Below are 15,715 nucleotides of genomic sequence, written 5' to 3'. Positions count from 1 at the left end.
GGAGAGGGGTTCCCCGCGCTTCACCGGCATGCGCCGCGCGAGGCGGTCATGACGCCCCTCTCCGCCTTCCTCGCGCGCCATCTCACCGACGGCGCCATCCTCGTCGCCGTGACGCAGGCTGAAGGCTCAACGCCCCGTGAAACCGGCGCAGCCATGGCCGTCAGTGCCTCGGCCAGCGCCGGCACGATCGGCGGCGGGCAGCTTGAATTTCACTGCATCGACATCGCCCGCACCATGCTGGCGGAGTGCGCATGCGAGCGCAGCCTCGACATCCCGCTCGGGCCGCAGATGGGGCAGTGCTGCGGCGGGCGGGTTCGGGTCTCGCTCCGGCGGGCGACGCAGGCCGATCTCGCCATGCAGGCAGCGCGCGAGAAGGCCGAGGCCGCCGCCCGGCCCACGGTGCTGATCTACGGGGCGGGGCATACCGGCCGGGCTCTGGCGCAGGCGCTCAGCCCCTTGCCCCTTTCCGTCACGCTGATCGACGACCGCGACGGTGTGATGGACGGACTGCCGGCAGCCGTGACCTGCATCCGCATGGCCGATCCGGTCGAAGCGGTCGAGGCCGCGCCGCCGGGCGCCGCCTTTGTCGTGCTGACGCACAGCCATGCGCTCGACTACCGCCTGACGGAGGCCGCACTGGCGCGCGGCAACGCGGCCTATGTCGGCATGATCGGCTCGGCGACCAAGCGCGCGCGCTTCGAATCTGGCTTCCTGCGCGCCGGCGGCACGCGCGCGGCGCTGGCGCATCTGACCTGCCCGATCGGCGGCGGCGATGTCGCCGACAAGCGCCCCGAAGTGATAGCGGCCTTGACGGCGGCCGAGCTGGTGCGGAGCTTGCTTGGCCGGGATGGCGTAGCGGCTGCAAGCTCCAACGCGGGAGAAACGACGAGACGATGACCGCCCCTGCCCGCCTCGCGCTCGCGCATATCTCCAAGAGCTTTCCGGGCGTGAAGGCGAACGAAGATATCAGCCTCAGCGTCGCGCCCGGCGAGATCCACGCTCTGCTCGGCGAGAACGGGGCCGGCAAGTCGACGCTGGTCAAGATCATCTATGGCGTGCAGCAGGCCGACGAGGGCACCATCGCCTGGGACGGACAGCCTGTCGCGATCCCCTCGCCCAAGGCTGCGCGCAAGCTCGGCATCGGCATGGTCTTCCAGCATTTCTCGCTGTTCGACGCGATGACCGTGATCGAGAACATCGCGCTCGGGCTCGACGAGGCGGTCGACCGCGACGAACTCAAGGCCCGCGTCGCCAAAATCCTCGACAGCTATTCGCTGCCACTCGACCCCGAGCGCGAGGTCCACACGCTCTCGGTGGGGGAGCGCCAGCGCATCGAGATCGTGCGCTGCCTGCTGCAGAAGCCCAAGCTCCTGATCATGGACGAGCCGACCTCGGTGCTGACACCGCAGGAGGTCGACAAGCTGTTTCTGACGCTGCGGCAGATCGCGTCGGAGGGCTGCGCGATCCTCTACATCTCGCACAAGCTGCACGAGATCAAAGCGCTGTGCGAGGCGGCCACGATCCTGCGCGGAGGCAAGGTCGTGGCGACCTGCGATCCCAAGGTCGAGAGCACCAAGCGCATGGCCGAGCTGATGATCGGCGCGGAATTGCGCCAGATCGAACGCAAGCCGGCCGGCGGGACCGGCGCGGTCCGACTCGAGATCAAGGGGCTGTCGCTCGACGGCGAGCCGCCCTTCGGCACCGATCTGGAGGAGGTGACATTCGCGGCGCGGGCCGGCGAAATTCTCGGCATCGCCGGCGTCGCCGGGAACGGGCAATCGGAGCTGCTGACGGCGCTGTCGGGCGAGCGGCTGGCAGGGTCGCCGGGCGCGATCCTGCTCGACGGCAAGGCGATCGGGCTGGAGGGCGCCGGCGCGCGCCGGTCGCTCGGGCTCGCCTGCGTGCCCGAGGAGCGCAACGGCCATGCCGCCGTGCCGGATTTTTCGCTGGCAGACAACGCCGTGCTGACGGCGCGCCACCGCCTGCCGCTCGCGCCGCTCGGCTTCATCAGCCGGGGCGACGTGCAGCGCTTTGCCGACGCTGTGATCAAGCGCTTCGATGTCCGCACCACCGGGCCGGCTGCGCTGGCTCGCTCGCTCTCGGGCGGCAATCTGCAGAAATTCATCATGGGCCGCGAAATCGGCCAGACGCCCTCGGTGCTCGTCGTCTGCCAGCCGACCTGGGGCGTGGATGCGGGCGCGGCCGCCGCGATCCGGCAGGAACTGGTCGATCTGGCGGCGAAAGGCTCGGCCGTGGTGGTGATTTCGCAGGATCTCGACGAGTTGCTGGAGCTCGCCGACCGGCTCTGCGTGATCAACGAGGGCAGGCTGTCTGCCCCGCGCGACGTGGCGAGCCTCGGCATCGACGAGATCGGCCTGATGATGGGCGGCGTGCATGGCGAGGAGGCGCAAGCCCATGCTTGAGTGGCGACGCCGCCGCGAGCCGAGCACGCTGATGCTCTATGCCAGCCCGCTGATCGCGGTGGCGCTGACCATGCTGATCGGCATGATCGTGTTCACGGCGATGGGCTATGACGGCTTCCACGCCGTGCGCGACATTTTTCTGACGCCGTTCCTGGAGCCGCAGCGCTGGGCCGATCTCGGGGTGAAGGCGGCCCCGCTGGTGATGATCGCGCTAGGGCTCGCGATCGGCTTCCGCGCCAATGTCTGGAACATCGGGGCGGAAGGGCAATACGTCATGGGCGCGATCGCCGGCACCGGAGTAGCGCTGGCGACGCACGGCATGACCGGCTGGTGGATTTTGCCCGCCATGGCCGTCGCCGGCATCCTGGGCGGCATGGCCTGGGCCGCGATCCCGGCTTTCCTGCGTGTGAAGCTGCAGGTCAGCGAGATCCTGACCAGCCTGATGCTGACCTATGTCGCGGTGCAGGGCCTGTATTATCTCGTGCGCGGCCCGTGGAAGGATCCCGACGGCTTCAATTTCCCGCAGACGCGGATGTTCAGTGCCGACCAGACGCTGCCGGCGATGGCCGAGGGCTCGCTGGTCCATCTTGGTATCCCGCTGGCGATCGTCATCGCGATCGTCGCATGGCTGGTGATAGAAAAGACGACGGCGGGATATGCGGTGAAGGTCGTCGGCCTCGCGCCCGCTGCCGCGCGCCATGGCGGCTTTTCCGCGAATGCCGTGACCTGGGCCTCGCTGCTGGCGGGTGGCGGGCTTGCGGGGCTCGCGGGACTCTTCGAGGCGGCCGGCCCCTTCGGCCAGCTGACGCCGCAATTCCCGACCGGCTATGGCTTCACGGCGATCATCGTTGCGTTTCTCGGGCGGCTGAACCCGCTCGGCATCGTCTTCGGCGGGATTGTGCTGGCGGCGACCTATGTCGGCGGCGAGATCGCGCAGACCACGGTCAAGCTGCCGCAAGCGGCGACGGGGATGTTCCAGGCGCTGCTGCTGTTCGTGCTGCTCGCGACGGATGTGCTGGTGCGGTATCGCATCGGGTGGAAGGTGCGGGCGGCATGAGGATTCGGACATCCTCCTTTGTCATTCCGGGGCTTCGCGCAGCGAAGAACCCGGAACCCACGACCGGGCGAGACCTCGCGACCGGGCAAGAGGCAGGACGGCGCGATTACTCGGTCGTGGGTTCCGGGTTCGCGCCTCTGGCGCGCCCCGGAATGACAGAGGGCGCACCATGACCTCCGCCATGCTCGTTTCCATTCTGATGACCCTCGTTGCGGCCTCGACGCCGATCCTGCTCGCAGCGCTGGGCGAGCTCGTCGTCGAGAAGTCGGGCGTGCTCAATCTCGGCGTCGAGGGCATGATGCTGTGCGGCGCGGTCGCAGGCTTCGCCGTCGCCTACAGCACCGGCAGCACGGGGCTCGGGCTCGTGGCAGCGGCGCTTGCCGGCGTCGCCACCGCGATGGTCTTCGCCGTCCTGACGCTGTCGCTGACCGCAAACCAGGTCGCGACCGGTCTGGCGCTGACGATCTTCGGTATCGGCGCGTCGTCGCTGATCGGGGCCGGCTTCGTCGGGCGCACCATCGCGCGGCTCGGGCCGGTGTTTCCCGAGGCTCTGTCGGGCCATCCTTTGCTTCGCGCCATGTTCGGCCACGACATCGTCGTCTATCTCTCGCTTCTGCTCGTCCTGGCGGTCAGCCTGTTCCTGCGCAGGACGCGACCGGGGCTGATCCTGCGGGCGGTTGGCGAAAACGACGGCTCCGCCCATGCGATCGGCTATCCGGTGATCGGCATCCGCTATGGCGCGATCGCCTTCGGCGGCGCGCTGGCGGGACTGGGCGGGGCCTATTTCTCGCTGGCGCTGACGCCGATGTGGGCCGACCGGTTGACAGCCGGCCGCGGCTGGATCGCGCTGGCGCTCGTCGTCTTCGCGGCGTGGCGGCCCGGACGGCTGCTGCTGGGGGCCTATCTCTTCGGCGCGGTGATGACGCTGGAGCTCCAGGCGAAGGCCGCGGGCGTGACATGGCTTGCGCCCGAGTTCCTGGCGATGGCGCCCTATCTTGCGACGATCGCGGTTCTGACCATGATGTCGCTTGGACGAAAGAGCGGCCGGCTCGATGCGCCGGCCTGCCTCGGCAAACCCTTCTCGGCGTCCTGACGCCGCCACCACCACACGGGAGACCACGAGCATGACATCCATCATCACCCGCCGCAGGTTCAACTTCGGCGCCGGCGCGGCGGCCGCAACGCTTCCGCTGATCGGCGGCGCCTCGGCGCAGGCGCCGCTCGGCGTCGGCTTCATCTATGTCGGTCCGGTCGGCGACCATGGCTGGACCTGGACGCACGACCAGGGGCGGCTGGCGCTGGAGAAGGAGTTCGGCGCCAAGATCAAGACGAGCTTCATCGAGAACGTCGCCGAGGGGCCCGACGCCGCGCGCGCCATCCGGCAGCTGGCGCAGGCCGGCAACCAGATCATCTTCACGACCTCGTTCGGCTTCATGAATCCGACGATCCAGGTCGCCAAGCAGTTTCCGAAGATCCATTTCGAGCACGCCACAGGCTATCAGCGGGCCGAGAACGTCGCGACCTACAATGCCCGTTTCTATGAGGGCCGGGCCGTGATCGGCACCATCGCCGGTCACATGTCGAAATCGGGTCAGGCCGGCTACATCGCCTCCTTCCCGATCCCCGAGGTGGTGATGGGCATCAACGCCTTCACGCTGGCGGCGCAGAAGGTGAACCCCAACTTCAAGACCAAGGTGATCTGGGCCTCGACCTGGTACGACCCTGCCAAGGAGGCCGACGCCGCCAAGGCTCTGATCGACCAGGGCGCCGACATGATCACCCAGCATACCGATTCAGCCGCGGCCCTGCAGGCGGCCGAGCAGCGCGGCGTCTTTGCCTTCGGCCAGGCCTCGGACATGAAGGCGTTCGCGCCCAAGGCTCATCTCTCGGCGATCGTGGACGACTGGTCGGGCTATTACATCAAGCGCGTCAAGGAGGTCATGGACGGCCAGTGGAAGTCGGGCGACGTCTGGGGCGGCATCAAGGACGGCTTCGTCAAGATCGCGCCTTATAACGACGCGGTGACGCCGGCCGCGCGGGCTGCCGCCGACGAGGTGACGAAGGGGATCGTGGCAGGCACGCTGCATCCCTTCACCGGCGAACTGAAGGACCAGAAGGGCGTCGTCCGGGTCAAGGCCGGGGAAAAAGCCTCCGACGAGATCATGTCCAAGATGGACTGGTATGTGGACGGTGTGCAGGCGTGACGCACCACTGTCATTCCGGGGCTTCGCGAAGCTAAGAACCCGGAACCCACGACCGGGTGAATGTTTTCGTCCGGGCTGATGGATGTCTCGCCCGGTCGTGGGTTCCGGGTTCCCGGCGTTGCCGGGCCTCGGAATGACATCGGGCGGGAACCCGAAATTTCTTGCCCAAGAACCCCTTGCAGATATTTTAAGCTTGAAACAATATGGCCTCATCGCGTGGCCCGGGAGGTTGAGGGACCCCCGCCGCGCTGCCGCTTTCTCGCTCGTCCCGGGAGGACATTCGACATGACATCCAAGTTCGCGCTTTCACTCGGTGCCGGCCTGCTCGCGCTCGCCGCCGGCAGCGCCCAGGCCCAGGAGCCGATCAAGATCGGCGTCGTCAGCGTGCTGACCGGCCCGGCAGCCGCGCTCGGCCAGCAGGTCCGCGACGGCTTCCAGCTCGCGGTCGACAAGAACGGCGGCAAGCTCGGCGGCGTGCCCGTGCAGATCACCGTGATCGACGACGAACTGAAGCCCGACGTCGCGGTCGGCAAGGTCCGCAGCTTCGTCGAGGGCAGCAAGGTCGACTTCGTCGTCGGCCCGGTGTTCTCCAACATCCTCGGCGCCATCGCCAAGCCGGTGCTGGATTCGGGCGCCTTCCTGATCTCGCCGAACGCCGGCCCTTCGACCATGGCCGGCAAGGCCTGCAACCAGAACTTCTTCGTAACCTCCTACCAGAACGACCAGGTCCATGAGGTGCTGGGCAAATACGCGCAGGACCAGGGCTACAAGCGCGCCTACATCATCGCGCCGAACTACCAGGCCGGGAAGGACTCGCTCGCCGGCTTCAAGAACTACTTCAAGGGCGAGATCGTCGACGAGGTCTATGCGCCGCTGACCTCCATGGACTTCGCCTCCGACCTCGCCAAGATCGCCTCGACCAAGCCCGACGTGGTCTTCGCCTTCCTTCCCGGCGGGCTCGGCGTCAATTTCGTCAAGCAGTGGTCGCAGGCAGGCCTTCAGGGCAAGATTCCGTTCCTCTCGGCCTTCACCGTCGATGAATCGACGCTGCCGGCACAGCAGGACGCTGCCGTCGGCCTGTTCGGCGGCATGACCTGGGCGCCGAACATGGACAACCCGCAGACCAAGGCCTTCGTCACGGCCTATGAGGCGGCCTACAAGATCGTGCCGGGCTCCTATGCCCAGCAGGCCTACGACGCCGCCATGCTGATCGACTCCGCGGTCAAGGCGGCCGGCGGCACGGGCGACAAGGACAAGCTGCGCGCCGCGATCAAGAAGGCCGACTTCACCTCGCTGCGCGGCAAGTTCAAGTTCAACACCAACGGCTTCCCGATCCAGGACTTCTATCTGGTGAAGGTCGCGAAGCGGCCGGACGGCAAGTTCCAGACCGAGATCGCCCAGAAGGTGTTCACGGACTATGCCGATCCGCACGCGAAGGATTGCCCGCTGAAGTGAGGCTTCGGCGTAGAGCGCTGCGCTCCCCTTCTCCCCTTGCGGGAGAAGGTGGCTCGGCGCGATCGCGCCGAGACGGATGAGGGGTCGCACAGGTTGAGCCGGTGAGAGCGACGCCCCGCCAACCAGAGAGCGCACGGCAACCCCTCATCCGGCCGCTGCGCGGCCACCTTCTCCCGCAAGGGGAGAAGGGGAGCCCTTTCCCGATACGGTGCGCGAACCCATCCGCCATGACCACCAGCCTCCTCATCGTCCAGACTCTTAACGGGCTCCAGTTCGGCATCCTGCTGTTCCTGGTCGCGGCTGGGCTGACGCTCGTGTTCGGGGTGATGGACTTCATCAATCTGGCGCATGGCGTGCAGTACATGCTCGGCGCCTATCTAGCAGTCACCTTCGTTTCGCTGACCGGCAGCTTCGTGCTGGGGTTGGTGCTGGCGCTCGCGGCGGCCCTGCTGATCGGGCTGGCGCTCGAATTCCTCGTCTTCCGCCATCTTTACGAACGCGATCATCTCGATCAGGTTCTGGCGACCTTCGGACTGATCCTGCTGCTGAACCAAGCGGTCAAGATGGTGTGGGGCGCGGCTCCGCTCTCGGTTCCGGTGCCGGAATTCCTCTCCGGCTCGGTCAGGCTGATGGATGGCATCCTCTACCCGACCTACCGTTTCGCGCTGATCGGGGCGGGGCTGGCGGTCGGCGGGCTGCTCTGGTTCATCGTCGAGAAGACGCGGACGGGAATGCTGCTGCGGGCCGGCGCCTCCAATGCCGCCATGGTCTCGGCGCTCGGCGTCGACATCCGCAAGCTGTTCATGATCGTCTTCGCCTTCGGGACGATGCTGGCGGGCTTTGCCGGGGCGATGGCGGCGCCGATCCTCTCGGTCGAACCCGGTATGGGCGACACGGTGCTGATCCTCGCCTTCGTCGTCATCGTGGTCGGGGGGATCGGCTCGATCCGCGGCGCCTTCGTCGGCGCGCTGATCGTCGGCCTCGTCGACACGCTCGGCCGCTCCTTCATGAACGACCTCCTACGGCTGTTCATGAGCGCACCCTCGGCGCGGGCGACGGGTGCGGCGCTCTCCTCGATGCTGATCTATCTCGTCATGGCGATCGTGCTGTTCGTGCGGCCCGAGGGCCTGCTGCCCGCAAAGGGCCGCTCGTGAGGACGCTCGGCGATGCGCAGGCCCTGGCCTTGCCGGCGCGCAGGCGTCGCCCGCTGACCGCGATCGTGCTGTTCGTCCTGCTCGCCGCGCTGCCGCTGGCCGTCTCGCTCGGGCTGCCCGCGCATTGGCTGACGCTGGTGACGAGGGCGATGATTTTTGCGATCGCGGCGCTGTCGCTCGACCTGATTCTGGGCGTCGGCGGGCTGGTCTCCTTCGGCCATGCCGCCTTCATCGGCATCGGCGCCTATGTCACCGGGATCATGATCACGGAGGGGCAGACCGAGGCCCTGCTGGCACTGCCGGCGATCCTGTTGCTGTGCGCCGTCTTCGCGGCCGTCACAGGGGCCGTCTCGCTGCGGACCCGGGGCGTCGCCTTCATCATGATCACGCTCGCCTTCGGGCAGATGGCGTTCTTCCTGGCGCAGGCGCTCTCGGCCTATGGCGGCGACGATGGCTTGACGCTGTCGGATCGCAGCACGCTGCTCGGCTTCAAGCCGTTCGCGAACCGGACGAGCTTCTTCTACGTTGTGCTGGGGACGCTGGCAGGCTGCTACGCGCTGATCAGCGTCATCGTCGCCTCACGCTTCGGGCGGGTGCTGCGGGCGGCACGGGAGAACGCGACGCGGGTCACGGTGACGGGCTACGATGTCGGGCGCATCCGGCTGATCGCCTACATCATCTCCGGCATGATCGCCGGATTGTCGGGCTTCCTGCTGGCCAACCAGACCGAGTTCGTCAGCCCCGCCTACATGTCCTGGCAGCGCTCGGGCGAGTTGATCTTCATGGTCGTGCTCGGCGGCGTCGGAAGCTTGCACGGCGCGATCATCGGGGCACTGACCTATCTTTTCGCGGAAGAGGTGCTGTCGCACTGGACCGAGCATTGGCGCGTGATCTTCGGGCCGATGATCGTGCTGTTCGTGCTGTTCACCCGCGGCGGCCTCGTCGGCATCATGGGCAAGCTCGGCGGGCGCAGCGATGGCTGAGCCGGTGCTCGCCCTCTCCGGTGTCCGCAAGGCCTTCGGCGCGCTGAAGGTCACCGACGGCGTCAGTTTGTCGGTGGCGCCGGGCGAACTTCATGCGCTGATCGGCCCCAACGGCGCCGGAAAGACGACGCTCGTCCACCAGATTTCGGGGATGCTGCGGCCCGACGCCGGAGAGGTGCGGTTTCGCGGGACCGACATCACCGCCTTCTCGCCGGAAAAGCGCGCGCGGGCCGGATTGGCGCGCACCTTCCAGATCACCTCGACGATCGCATCGCTTTCGGTGCTGGAGAATGTCGCGCTCAGCGTCCAGGCGCGGGCGCCTTCGCCGCTCGCGCTGTTTCGCAACGCGGCGCGCGACGAGGCGCTGAACCGGCCGGCCTGGGCCGCGATCGAGTCCGTCGGGCTGGCGTCGCGTGCCCATGTGCTCGCCGGCCGGCTCTCGCATGGCGAGAAGCGCGCGCTCGAGATCGCCATGGCGCTGACGCTGGAGCCTGCCGCGATCCTGCTCGACGAGCCGCTGGCCGGGGTCGGCCGCGAGGAGGGCGAGCGGCTGATCGAGCTGCTCAAGAGCCTGAAGGGCCGCTATGCCATGCTGCTGGTCGAGCACGATATGGAAGCCGTGTTCGCACTCGCCGACACGGTGACGGTGCTGGTCTATGGCCGGGTCATCGCCTCGGGCGATCCGGCGACGGTGCGGGCCGATCCGGCCGTGCGCGAAGCCTATCTCGGCGAGGAGGGGTGATGAGAAGCGCCAGCCTTGTCATTCCGCGGCTTCGCGAAGCGAGGAACCCGGAACCCACGACCGGGCTCGCCCTTTGTGAGGCCATCGGACCGACTCACCCGGTCGCGGGTTCCGGGTTCGGCCCTGCGGGCCGCCCCGGAATGACGGAACGGGACGCTCCATCATGCTGACCGTCGAGGGGCTGGAAGCCGGCTATGGCGAGGCTCAGATCCTGTTCGGGATCGACCTCACAATCGCCGAGGGCGAGGTGGTGACGCTGCTCGGCCGCAACGGCATGGGCAAGACGACGACCGTGCGCGCCATCATGGGGCTGATCCCGCCCAAGGCGGGCAAGGTCAGCGTGGCGGGACGCGACCTGACGGGTGCTCCCCCGTTCCGCATCGCCCAGGCCGGGATCGGCCTCGTGCCGGAAGGCCGGATGATCTTTCCGACGCTGAGCGTCGAGGAGAACCTGATCGCGACTGCCGCGAGCCGTTTCGGCAAGGCGCGCTGGGACATCGCCCGAATCTACGATTTCTTTCCGCGGCTGAAGGAGCGGCGCGCCAATCGCGGCAACCAGCTTTCGGGCGGCGAGCAGCAGATGCTGGCGATCGGCCGGGCGCTGATGACCAATCCGCGGCTGATCATTCTCGACGAGGCGACCGAGGGTCTTGCGCCGATCATCCGGCAGGAGATCTGGTCGTGCCTGGCGGCGCTCAAGGCCGAGGGCGAATCGATCCTCGTCATCGACAAGAACGTCGATGCGCTGGCGAAGATCGCCGACCGGCATGTGGTGCTGGAGAAGGGCCGCGTCGTCTGGCGCGGCACGAGCGATGATCTGCGCAGCGACGCGGCGGTCAAAGACCGCTTCCTGCATTTCTGACGAGGGACAACGACCATGAAGCCGCTGACAGCAGGAGTCACCAAGGCCAATGAGGGCCTCGACGCCATCTCGTGGAACATCCTGGGCCAGACCTATGTGCCGAAAACGCTGAGCGCCGACTCGTTTTCCTGGCACGCGACATTCCCGCCCGGCACATTCGTGCCGCCGCATATCCACACCACCCAGGATGAGTTTATCTACATGCTGGAAGGCCGGCTCGATCTCGTCCTCGACGGGCAGGAGAGCTTTGCCTCGCCCGGCGATGTGATCCGCCTGCCCCGCAACGTGCCGCACGGGCTGTTCAACAAGAGCGACGCGGCGGTGAAGTGCCTGTTCTGGGTCGCGCCCACCGGGCGGCTTTACGACCTGTTCTGGGGCATCCACTCGATGGCCGAGCAGAACCCGGCCGATGTCGTGGCCCTGTCGGCGAAGCACGAGGTCGACTTCCTGCCGCCGCCGCCCGAGGGGGCGTGAGACGCCACCGGATTAAGCCTAACGCAAACTCAAGGCTGCGCGACCTTCGGCTTTCAGGCACGATACCGTGGACCAAGGCCTGCGGATCTGACGGCAGGCCGAGACAACGGAGCCGTGCGATGATGATCGACCGTCGTGAGACCAGGCGCGAACGGCTGCATTCGCGGGCGAGCATCGTATTCAACGGCCGCCAGTCGATTTTCGCCTGTACGCTGCGCAACCGGTCCGAGACCGGCGCCCTTCTCCGCCTGGCCGACTGGACCGAATTGCCGGCGGTTTTCGAAGTCGATGCGAGGGATGGCGAAACCCTGCGCGTGCGCCAGTGCTGGCGGCGCGGCGACGATGTCGGCGTCGTCTTCATGACGGAGGAGGAGTGCGAACCAAACACTCCAATCGATTTCGCTGCCTTCAGGGCGCTGCGGGCGCGGGTGGCGGCATAAACGCGAAGGCTTGTATATGGATCGAAGATCGGCGGGTGTCCGCTACGACCCGCATTTCTCTGCTCGTCAGGTAACCTTAACGGCTACAAAGCCGCACAACTTCGGAGGTTGCGTGTAGTGTTGCCTAGGTTGCAAAATGCAGCTGCCTGGAGCAAGCGGAGGGCCGCGACATGATGACTGAACGCCGGAATTCTCCGCGCCTTCGCACGTTTCTGGGCGGCCATATCCGCTTCAACAGGAACAACTCGACGCTGGACTGCATGGTCCGCAATCTCTCGGATAACGGCGCCCTGCTGCAGCTCTCCGATGCGGTCGCCCTGCCCCATGCGTTCGAGCTGGAAATCCTCCATCGCGAGCGCTGCTATCCGGCACGCGTGCAGTGGCGCGACGGCCAGCGCATCGGCATCGCCTTCGCGCAGGCTGCTGCAGAAGCGAGCGAGGTCGTACCGCTCGACATTGCGCGCCGGCTCAAGCAATCAGAGCAGGACAATGCCCGGCTGAAGAACCGGATCCGGCAACTGACCGAAGCAGGCTGAGACGCAGCACTACCGCTTCTGCGCGGCCAACTGATCCTTCGCAAACCCGGCCTTGCCGGCATAGGCCTTCGCGATCGCCTCGCGCTTGGCATAGCTCAGCACGCGCTCGACATCATCGAAGCCGTTTGGCGCCAGCGCCTCCACCGCATCGATGACGCGCTCGGGGCCGCCGACGCGGTTCATGGCCACGACCTCGGCAGTCGCAGGCAAGCGGATCGCCTCATAGGCCGCCAGCGCATGGCGCGGATGCTCGGCCCCCACCAGCAGATCGGCAAGGCAGCGCGCATCGAGGATCGCCTGCGAGGCGCCGTTCGAACCGACCGGGTACATCGGATGGGCGGCGTCGCCGAGCAGCGTGACCCGGCCATGGGTCCAACGCGGCAGCGGGTCGCGGTCGCACATCGGATAGTCCCAGAAGCCCGGCGAGGCCTGGATCAGGCCCAGAATATCGACGCCCGGCACGGTGAAGCGGCGGGCATGGGGCAGCACGTCCTCGAGCCGGCCCGGCTTCGACCAGGCCTCCTTCGGCGGCGGCTTTGCCGGATCGCCGGTCCGGATGTTGACGACCCAATTGGTCAGGCGCGTCTGCGGGCTCGATCCGGGCGCGATCGGGTAAAGCACGAGCTTGCCGGCCATGCCGCCGGCGATGATCATGCTCTCGCCGTCGAGGAAGAGCGGCCAGTCGCAGGCGCCGCGCCACATCTGCACGCCATTCCAGCGCGGCGGGCCCTGATGCGGGAAATAATGCGCGCGGACGGCCGAATGGATGCCGTCGGCGGCGACCAGGATGTCGGCCCGGTCGGTCTCGCCGGCCTCTCCGCGACGGGAATCGGCGAAATGCGCGGTGACGCCGCCTTCATCCTGCAGAAAACCCTGCAGGCGTCGGCCGGTGCGCAGCGCGCCTGATCCGAGCCGCTCGACGACGGCGTCACGGATCACGCCCTGCAGCCTGCCGCGGTGAATCGAGAACTGCGGGACCGGCGCTCCGGCATGCAGGCCGCGCGGTTCGCGCCAGACGGTCTGGCCGAAGCGGTTCATGTAGATCAGCTCGCGGGTCCGGATCGCGACCGCATCGAGCGCCGGCAGAAGGCCGAGCTCGGCCAGTTCCCTGATCGCGTGCGGCAGCGTGTTGATGCCGACGCCGACCTCGCGGAGCTCGCCCGACTGTTCGTAGACCGTCGCCGCGATGCCGCGCGCGTGCAGCATCAGCGCCAGCGACAAGCCGCCAATTCCACCGCCGACAATGATGGCCTTCATGCCGGAATCATCCCTCGTCTAATTATTTTAAGCTTGAAATAAGCGATCGAACTTTGTCAATCGCCCCGCCAGTGCCTGGCTTTTCGCGAGCTTTGGTCCCCTGGAGCCGGAACGAAGCCGATTTCTGTGCGTATCTACCGCCATGGCAGTCGTCTTTTGATTACCGTCATGTCAACTGCAACCCCGCGCGGTGCGATTCGAGTGCCCGCGGATCGAGCGATCGTCGGATACACAAATCCCGGCGCCTCGCGAGATACATGACCCAACACCCTCTCAAGGAGGATTTCATGACCAAGAACGAATTGATTGCCGCCATTGCTGAAGAGACCAGCAAGTCCAAGACCGACGTTTCGGCCATCCTGACTTCGCTGGGTGCGATCGTCGCCAAGACGCTGAAGGCCGGCGACGACGTCACGCTCGGCGGCGTCGGCAAGCTATCGGCTGCCAAGCGCGATGCCCGCGAGGCCCGCAACCCGTCCACCGGTGCCATGATCAAGGTTCCGGCCAAGACGGTCGTGAAGTTCAAGGTCACCAAGGACCTCGCCGAAGCCGTCGCGTAAGCGCGGACGCTCGTCGGGCAGCATCCGGCCTTTGCGCCGGTGCTGCTTGACCGCGGCACCGGAGCCCTCACAGTAAGGCGATGTTCCTCCGCCTTTTCACCGATCTGCGCGCCGCCAAGGTTCCCGTCACGCTGCGGGAGTATCTGGCCCTGCTCGAAGGGGTCGAGGCCGACCTTGCCGAGCACCGCGTCGACGAGTTCTACTATCTGGCGCGCACCTGCCTGGTGAAGGACGAGCGGCATCTCGACCGCTTCGACACCGTCTTCGCCCAGGTTTTCAAGGGCATGGAGACGCTTCAGCAGGCGATCGAGCAGGCCGGCATTCCGGAGGAATGGCTGCGCAAGCTCGCCGAGAAATATCTGAGCGATGAGGAAAAGGCGCAACTCCAGGCGCTGGGCTGGGACAAGCTCTGGGAGACGCTGAAACAGCGCCTCGAAGAGCAGAAGGGCCGGCATCAGGGCGGCTCGAAATGGATCGGCACCGCCGGCACCTCGCCCTACGGCGCCTATGGCTACAATCCCGAAGGCGTGCGCATCGGCCAGGACGGAAATCGCAATTTCCGCGCGGTGAAGGTCTGGGACAAGCGCGAGTTCGGGGATTTCGACGACACGCGCGAACTCGGCGTGCGCAATCTTCGCATCGCCCTGCGCCGCCTGCGCAAATTCGCCCGCACCGGCGCCGCCGAGGAACTCGACCTCGACAGTACGATCTCGGAGACGGCGCGGCACGGCTATCTCGACGTGAAGCTGCGGCCCGAGCGGCGCAACGCCGTCAAGGTGCTGCTGTTTCTCGACGTCGGCGGCTCGATGGACTGGCACGTCGAACTGGCCGAAGAGCTGTTTTCGGCGGCGCGGGCCGAATTCAAGCATTTCGAACATTTCTACTTCCACAACTGCCCTTATGAGCGGGTCTGGCGCGAGAACCGCCGCCGGCACGACCAGGTCATCCCGACCTTCGAGCTACTGCGAACCTATCCGGCGGATTATCGCGCGGTCTTCGTCGGCGACGCCTCGATGAGCCCCTATGAGATCGCGATGCCGGGCGGCTCGGTCGAGCACTGGAACGAGGAGGCGGGCTCGGTCTGGATGGAGCGGCTGACCGGGCGCTTCCCAAAATCGGTCTGGCTCAACCCGGTGGAGCAGCATCTGTGGAGCTACACCCAGTCGATCCGCCAGATCGGCTCCCTGATGGGTGGACGCATGTTCCCGCTGACGCTGGACGGGCTGGATGGGGCGATGAAGGTGCTGGCGCGGTAGCGAGACGTACAGGCCCCGCAGGGAGCTTAGGTATATGGGCAAAACGCTTAAGCCGATCCCGACCTTTCAGACCGAGGCGGAGGAACGCACGTTCTGGACGACGCATGATTCCACCGACTATGTCGACTGGACCAAGGCTGTCCGAGTCCGGTTCCCGAACCTGAAGCCATCTTCGACCTTGATCTCCATTCGGCTGCCAAATTCTCTGCTGGACGGGATCAAGATCGCGGCGAACCAGCGCGATGTCACCTACCAGTCTCTGATCAAGATTTGGCTTGCGGAAAAGATGGAGGCATCCAAGGGGTGAACAGC

At 66.6% G+C, this 15,715-nt stretch carries 17 protein-coding genes; 16 read left to right on the top strand and 1 reads right to left on the bottom strand.

Going from position 1 to position 15,715, the window contains the following annotated elements:
- Nucleotides 1–48 precede the first annotated feature (48 nt).
- The 13 genes from xdhC to AXW83_RS01695 all read left to right on the top strand — a co-directional run bounded on the left by xdhC (nucleotide 49) and on the right by AXW83_RS01695 (nucleotide 12,330).
- A complete protein-coding gene (gene xdhC / locus AXW83_RS01755) occupies nucleotides 49–897 on the top strand; it encodes a xanthine dehydrogenase accessory protein XdhC (protein ID WP_066610083.1) in 849 nt (282 codons plus the stop codon).
- Nucleotides 894–2,423, top strand: coding sequence for an ABC transporter ATP-binding protein (locus AXW83_RS01750; RefSeq protein WP_066610081.1), 1,530 nt, complete (start codon nucleotides 894–896; stop codon nucleotides 2,421–2,423). Before xdhC ends, AXW83_RS01750 begins: the two co-directional genes overlap by 4 nt.
- The gene (locus tag AXW83_RS01745) at nucleotides 2,416–3,480 is read left to right on the top strand and encodes an ABC transporter permease (protein WP_066610075.1); all 1,065 of its coding nucleotides are present in this window, start codon (nucleotides 2,416–2,418) and stop codon (nucleotides 3,478–3,480) included. Before AXW83_RS01750 ends, AXW83_RS01745 begins: the two co-directional genes overlap by 8 nt.
- 181 nt (nucleotides 3,481–3,661) lie before the next feature.
- Nucleotides 3,662–4,573 carry an ABC transporter permease gene (locus AXW83_RS01740; RefSeq protein WP_066619637.1) on the top strand — a complete coding sequence of 304 codons (912 nt, stop codon included), beginning with the start codon at nucleotides 3,662–3,664 and terminating at the stop codon, nucleotides 4,571–4,573.
- A gap of 31 nt (nucleotides 4,574–4,604) precedes the next feature.
- Complete coding sequence (locus AXW83_RS01735) at nucleotides 4,605–5,684, top strand: BMP family ABC transporter substrate-binding protein (RefSeq protein WP_066610073.1); 1,080 nt, start codon at nucleotides 4,605–4,607, stop codon at nucleotides 5,682–5,684.
- A gap of 285 nt (nucleotides 5,685–5,969) precedes the next feature.
- Nucleotides 5,970–7,139, top strand: a complete 1,170-nt coding sequence (locus tag AXW83_RS01730) for an ABC transporter substrate-binding protein (RefSeq protein WP_066610071.1) — start codon at nucleotides 5,970–5,972, stop codon at nucleotides 7,137–7,139.
- A 227-nt stretch (nucleotides 7,140–7,366) separates the two neighbouring features.
- Nucleotides 7,367–8,293 (top strand): branched-chain amino acid ABC transporter permease, encoded by a 927-nt coding sequence (locus AXW83_RS01725; RefSeq protein ID WP_066610069.1) that lies wholly within the window; start codon nucleotides 7,367–7,369, stop codon nucleotides 8,291–8,293.
- Nucleotides 8,290–9,276, top strand: coding sequence for a branched-chain amino acid ABC transporter permease (locus AXW83_RS01720; protein WP_082766889.1), 987 nt, complete (start codon nucleotides 8,290–8,292; stop codon nucleotides 9,274–9,276). Before AXW83_RS01725 ends, AXW83_RS01720 begins: the two co-directional genes overlap by 4 nt.
- On the top strand, nucleotides 9,269–10,018 hold the full coding sequence (locus tag AXW83_RS01715) for an ABC transporter ATP-binding protein (RefSeq protein ID WP_066610068.1): 750 nt from the start codon (nucleotides 9,269–9,271) through the stop codon (nucleotides 10,016–10,018). The genes AXW83_RS01720 and AXW83_RS01715 overlap by 8 nt, the downstream gene beginning before the upstream one ends.
- Nucleotides 10,019–10,181: 163 nt before the next feature.
- The gene (locus AXW83_RS01710) at nucleotides 10,182–10,880 is read left to right on the top strand and encodes an ABC transporter ATP-binding protein (protein ID WP_066610067.1); all 699 of its coding nucleotides are present in this window, start codon (nucleotides 10,182–10,184) and stop codon (nucleotides 10,878–10,880) included.
- A gap of 15 nt (nucleotides 10,881–10,895) precedes the next feature.
- The gene (locus tag AXW83_RS01705; protein ID WP_066610066.1) at nucleotides 10,896–11,354 is read left to right on the top strand and encodes a cupin domain-containing protein; all 459 of its coding nucleotides are present in this window, start codon (nucleotides 10,896–10,898) and stop codon (nucleotides 11,352–11,354) included.
- Between the two features lie 119 nt (nucleotides 11,355–11,473).
- Entirely contained in the window at nucleotides 11,474–11,794 is a 321-nt protein-coding gene (locus tag AXW83_RS01700; protein WP_066610063.1) for a PilZ domain-containing protein, read from the top strand.
- Between the two features lie 170 nt (nucleotides 11,795–11,964).
- Nucleotides 11,965–12,330 (top strand): PilZ domain-containing protein, encoded by a 366-nt coding sequence (locus AXW83_RS01695; RefSeq protein ID WP_066610061.1) that lies wholly within the window; start codon nucleotides 11,965–11,967, stop codon nucleotides 12,328–12,330.
- Between the two features lie 9 nt (nucleotides 12,331–12,339).
- Here the strand turns inward: AXW83_RS01695 and AXW83_RS01690 are convergent, their stop codons facing one another.
- Nucleotides 12,340–13,587 (bottom strand): flavin-dependent oxidoreductase, encoded by a 1,248-nt coding sequence (locus AXW83_RS01690; RefSeq protein WP_066610059.1) that lies wholly within the window; start codon nucleotides 13,585–13,587, stop codon nucleotides 12,340–12,342.
- Nucleotides 13,588–13,874: 287 nt separating this feature from the next.
- Between AXW83_RS01690 and AXW83_RS01685 the strand changes: the two genes are divergently transcribed.
- From AXW83_RS01685 to AXW83_RS01675, 3 genes are all read left to right on the top strand, one after another.
- Nucleotides 13,875–14,147 (top strand): HU family DNA-binding protein, encoded by a 273-nt coding sequence (locus AXW83_RS01685; RefSeq protein ID WP_066619631.1) that lies wholly within the window; start codon nucleotides 13,875–13,877, stop codon nucleotides 14,145–14,147.
- An 80-nt stretch (nucleotides 14,148–14,227) separates the two neighbouring features.
- Entirely contained in the window at nucleotides 14,228–15,403 is a 1,176-nt protein-coding gene (locus AXW83_RS01680; RefSeq protein WP_066610057.1) for a vWA domain-containing protein, read from the top strand.
- Nucleotides 15,404–15,437: 34 nt separating this feature from the next.
- Entirely contained in the window at nucleotides 15,438–15,710 is a 273-nt protein-coding gene (locus tag AXW83_RS01675; RefSeq protein ID WP_066610055.1) for a BrnA antitoxin family protein, read from the top strand.
- The last annotated feature ends 5 nt before the right edge of the window (nucleotides 15,711–15,715 follow it).

The sequence above is a fragment of the Bosea sp. PAMC 26642 genome (assembly GCF_001562255.1).
Taxonomy (GTDB): domain Bacteria; phylum Pseudomonadota; class Alphaproteobacteria; order Rhizobiales; family Beijerinckiaceae; genus Allobosea.
Note: the sequence above shows the minus strand (reverse complement) of the source record. Positions and strands in the feature narration are given on the sequence as shown.

Coding starts and splice junctions, on each gene's coding strand:
- xdhC (WP_066610083.1), top strand. CDS start 49: ATGACGCCCCTCTCCGCCTTCCTCGCGCGCCATCTCACCGACGGCGCC.
- AXW83_RS01750 (WP_066610081.1), top strand. CDS start 894: ATGACCGCCCCTGCCCGCCTCGCGCTCGCGCATATCTCCAAGAGCTTT.
- AXW83_RS01745 (WP_066610075.1), top strand. CDS start 2,416: ATGCTTGAGTGGCGACGCCGCCGCGAGCCGAGCACGCTGATGCTCTAT.
- AXW83_RS01740 (WP_066619637.1), top strand. CDS start 3,662: ATGCTCGTTTCCATTCTGATGACCCTCGTTGCGGCCTCGACGCCGATC.
- AXW83_RS01735 (WP_066610073.1), top strand. CDS start 4,605: ATGACATCCATCATCACCCGCCGCAGGTTCAACTTCGGCGCCGGCGCG.
- AXW83_RS01730 (WP_066610071.1), top strand. CDS start 5,970: ATGACATCCAAGTTCGCGCTTTCACTCGGTGCCGGCCTGCTCGCGCTC.
- AXW83_RS01725 (WP_066610069.1), top strand. CDS start 7,367: ATGACCACCAGCCTCCTCATCGTCCAGACTCTTAACGGGCTCCAGTTC.
- AXW83_RS01715 (WP_066610068.1), top strand. CDS start 9,269: ATGGCTGAGCCGGTGCTCGCCCTCTCCGGTGTCCGCAAGGCCTTCGGC.
- AXW83_RS01710 (WP_066610067.1), top strand. CDS start 10,182: ATGCTGACCGTCGAGGGGCTGGAAGCCGGCTATGGCGAGGCTCAGATC.
- AXW83_RS01705 (WP_066610066.1), top strand. CDS start 10,896: ATGAAGCCGCTGACAGCAGGAGTCACCAAGGCCAATGAGGGCCTCGAC.
- AXW83_RS01700 (WP_066610063.1), top strand. CDS start 11,474: ATGATGATCGACCGTCGTGAGACCAGGCGCGAACGGCTGCATTCGCGG.
- AXW83_RS01695 (WP_066610061.1), top strand. CDS start 11,965: ATGATGACTGAACGCCGGAATTCTCCGCGCCTTCGCACGTTTCTGGGC.
- AXW83_RS01690 (WP_066610059.1), bottom strand. CDS start 13,587: ATGAAGGCCATCATTGTCGGCGGTGGAATTGGCGGCTTGTCGCTGGCG.
- AXW83_RS01685 (WP_066619631.1), top strand. CDS start 13,875: ATGACCAAGAACGAATTGATTGCCGCCATTGCTGAAGAGACCAGCAAG.
- AXW83_RS01680 (WP_066610057.1), top strand. CDS start 14,228: ATGTTCCTCCGCCTTTTCACCGATCTGCGCGCCGCCAAGGTTCCCGTC.
- AXW83_RS01675 (WP_066610055.1), top strand. CDS start 15,438: ATGGGCAAAACGCTTAAGCCGATCCCGACCTTTCAGACCGAGGCGGAG.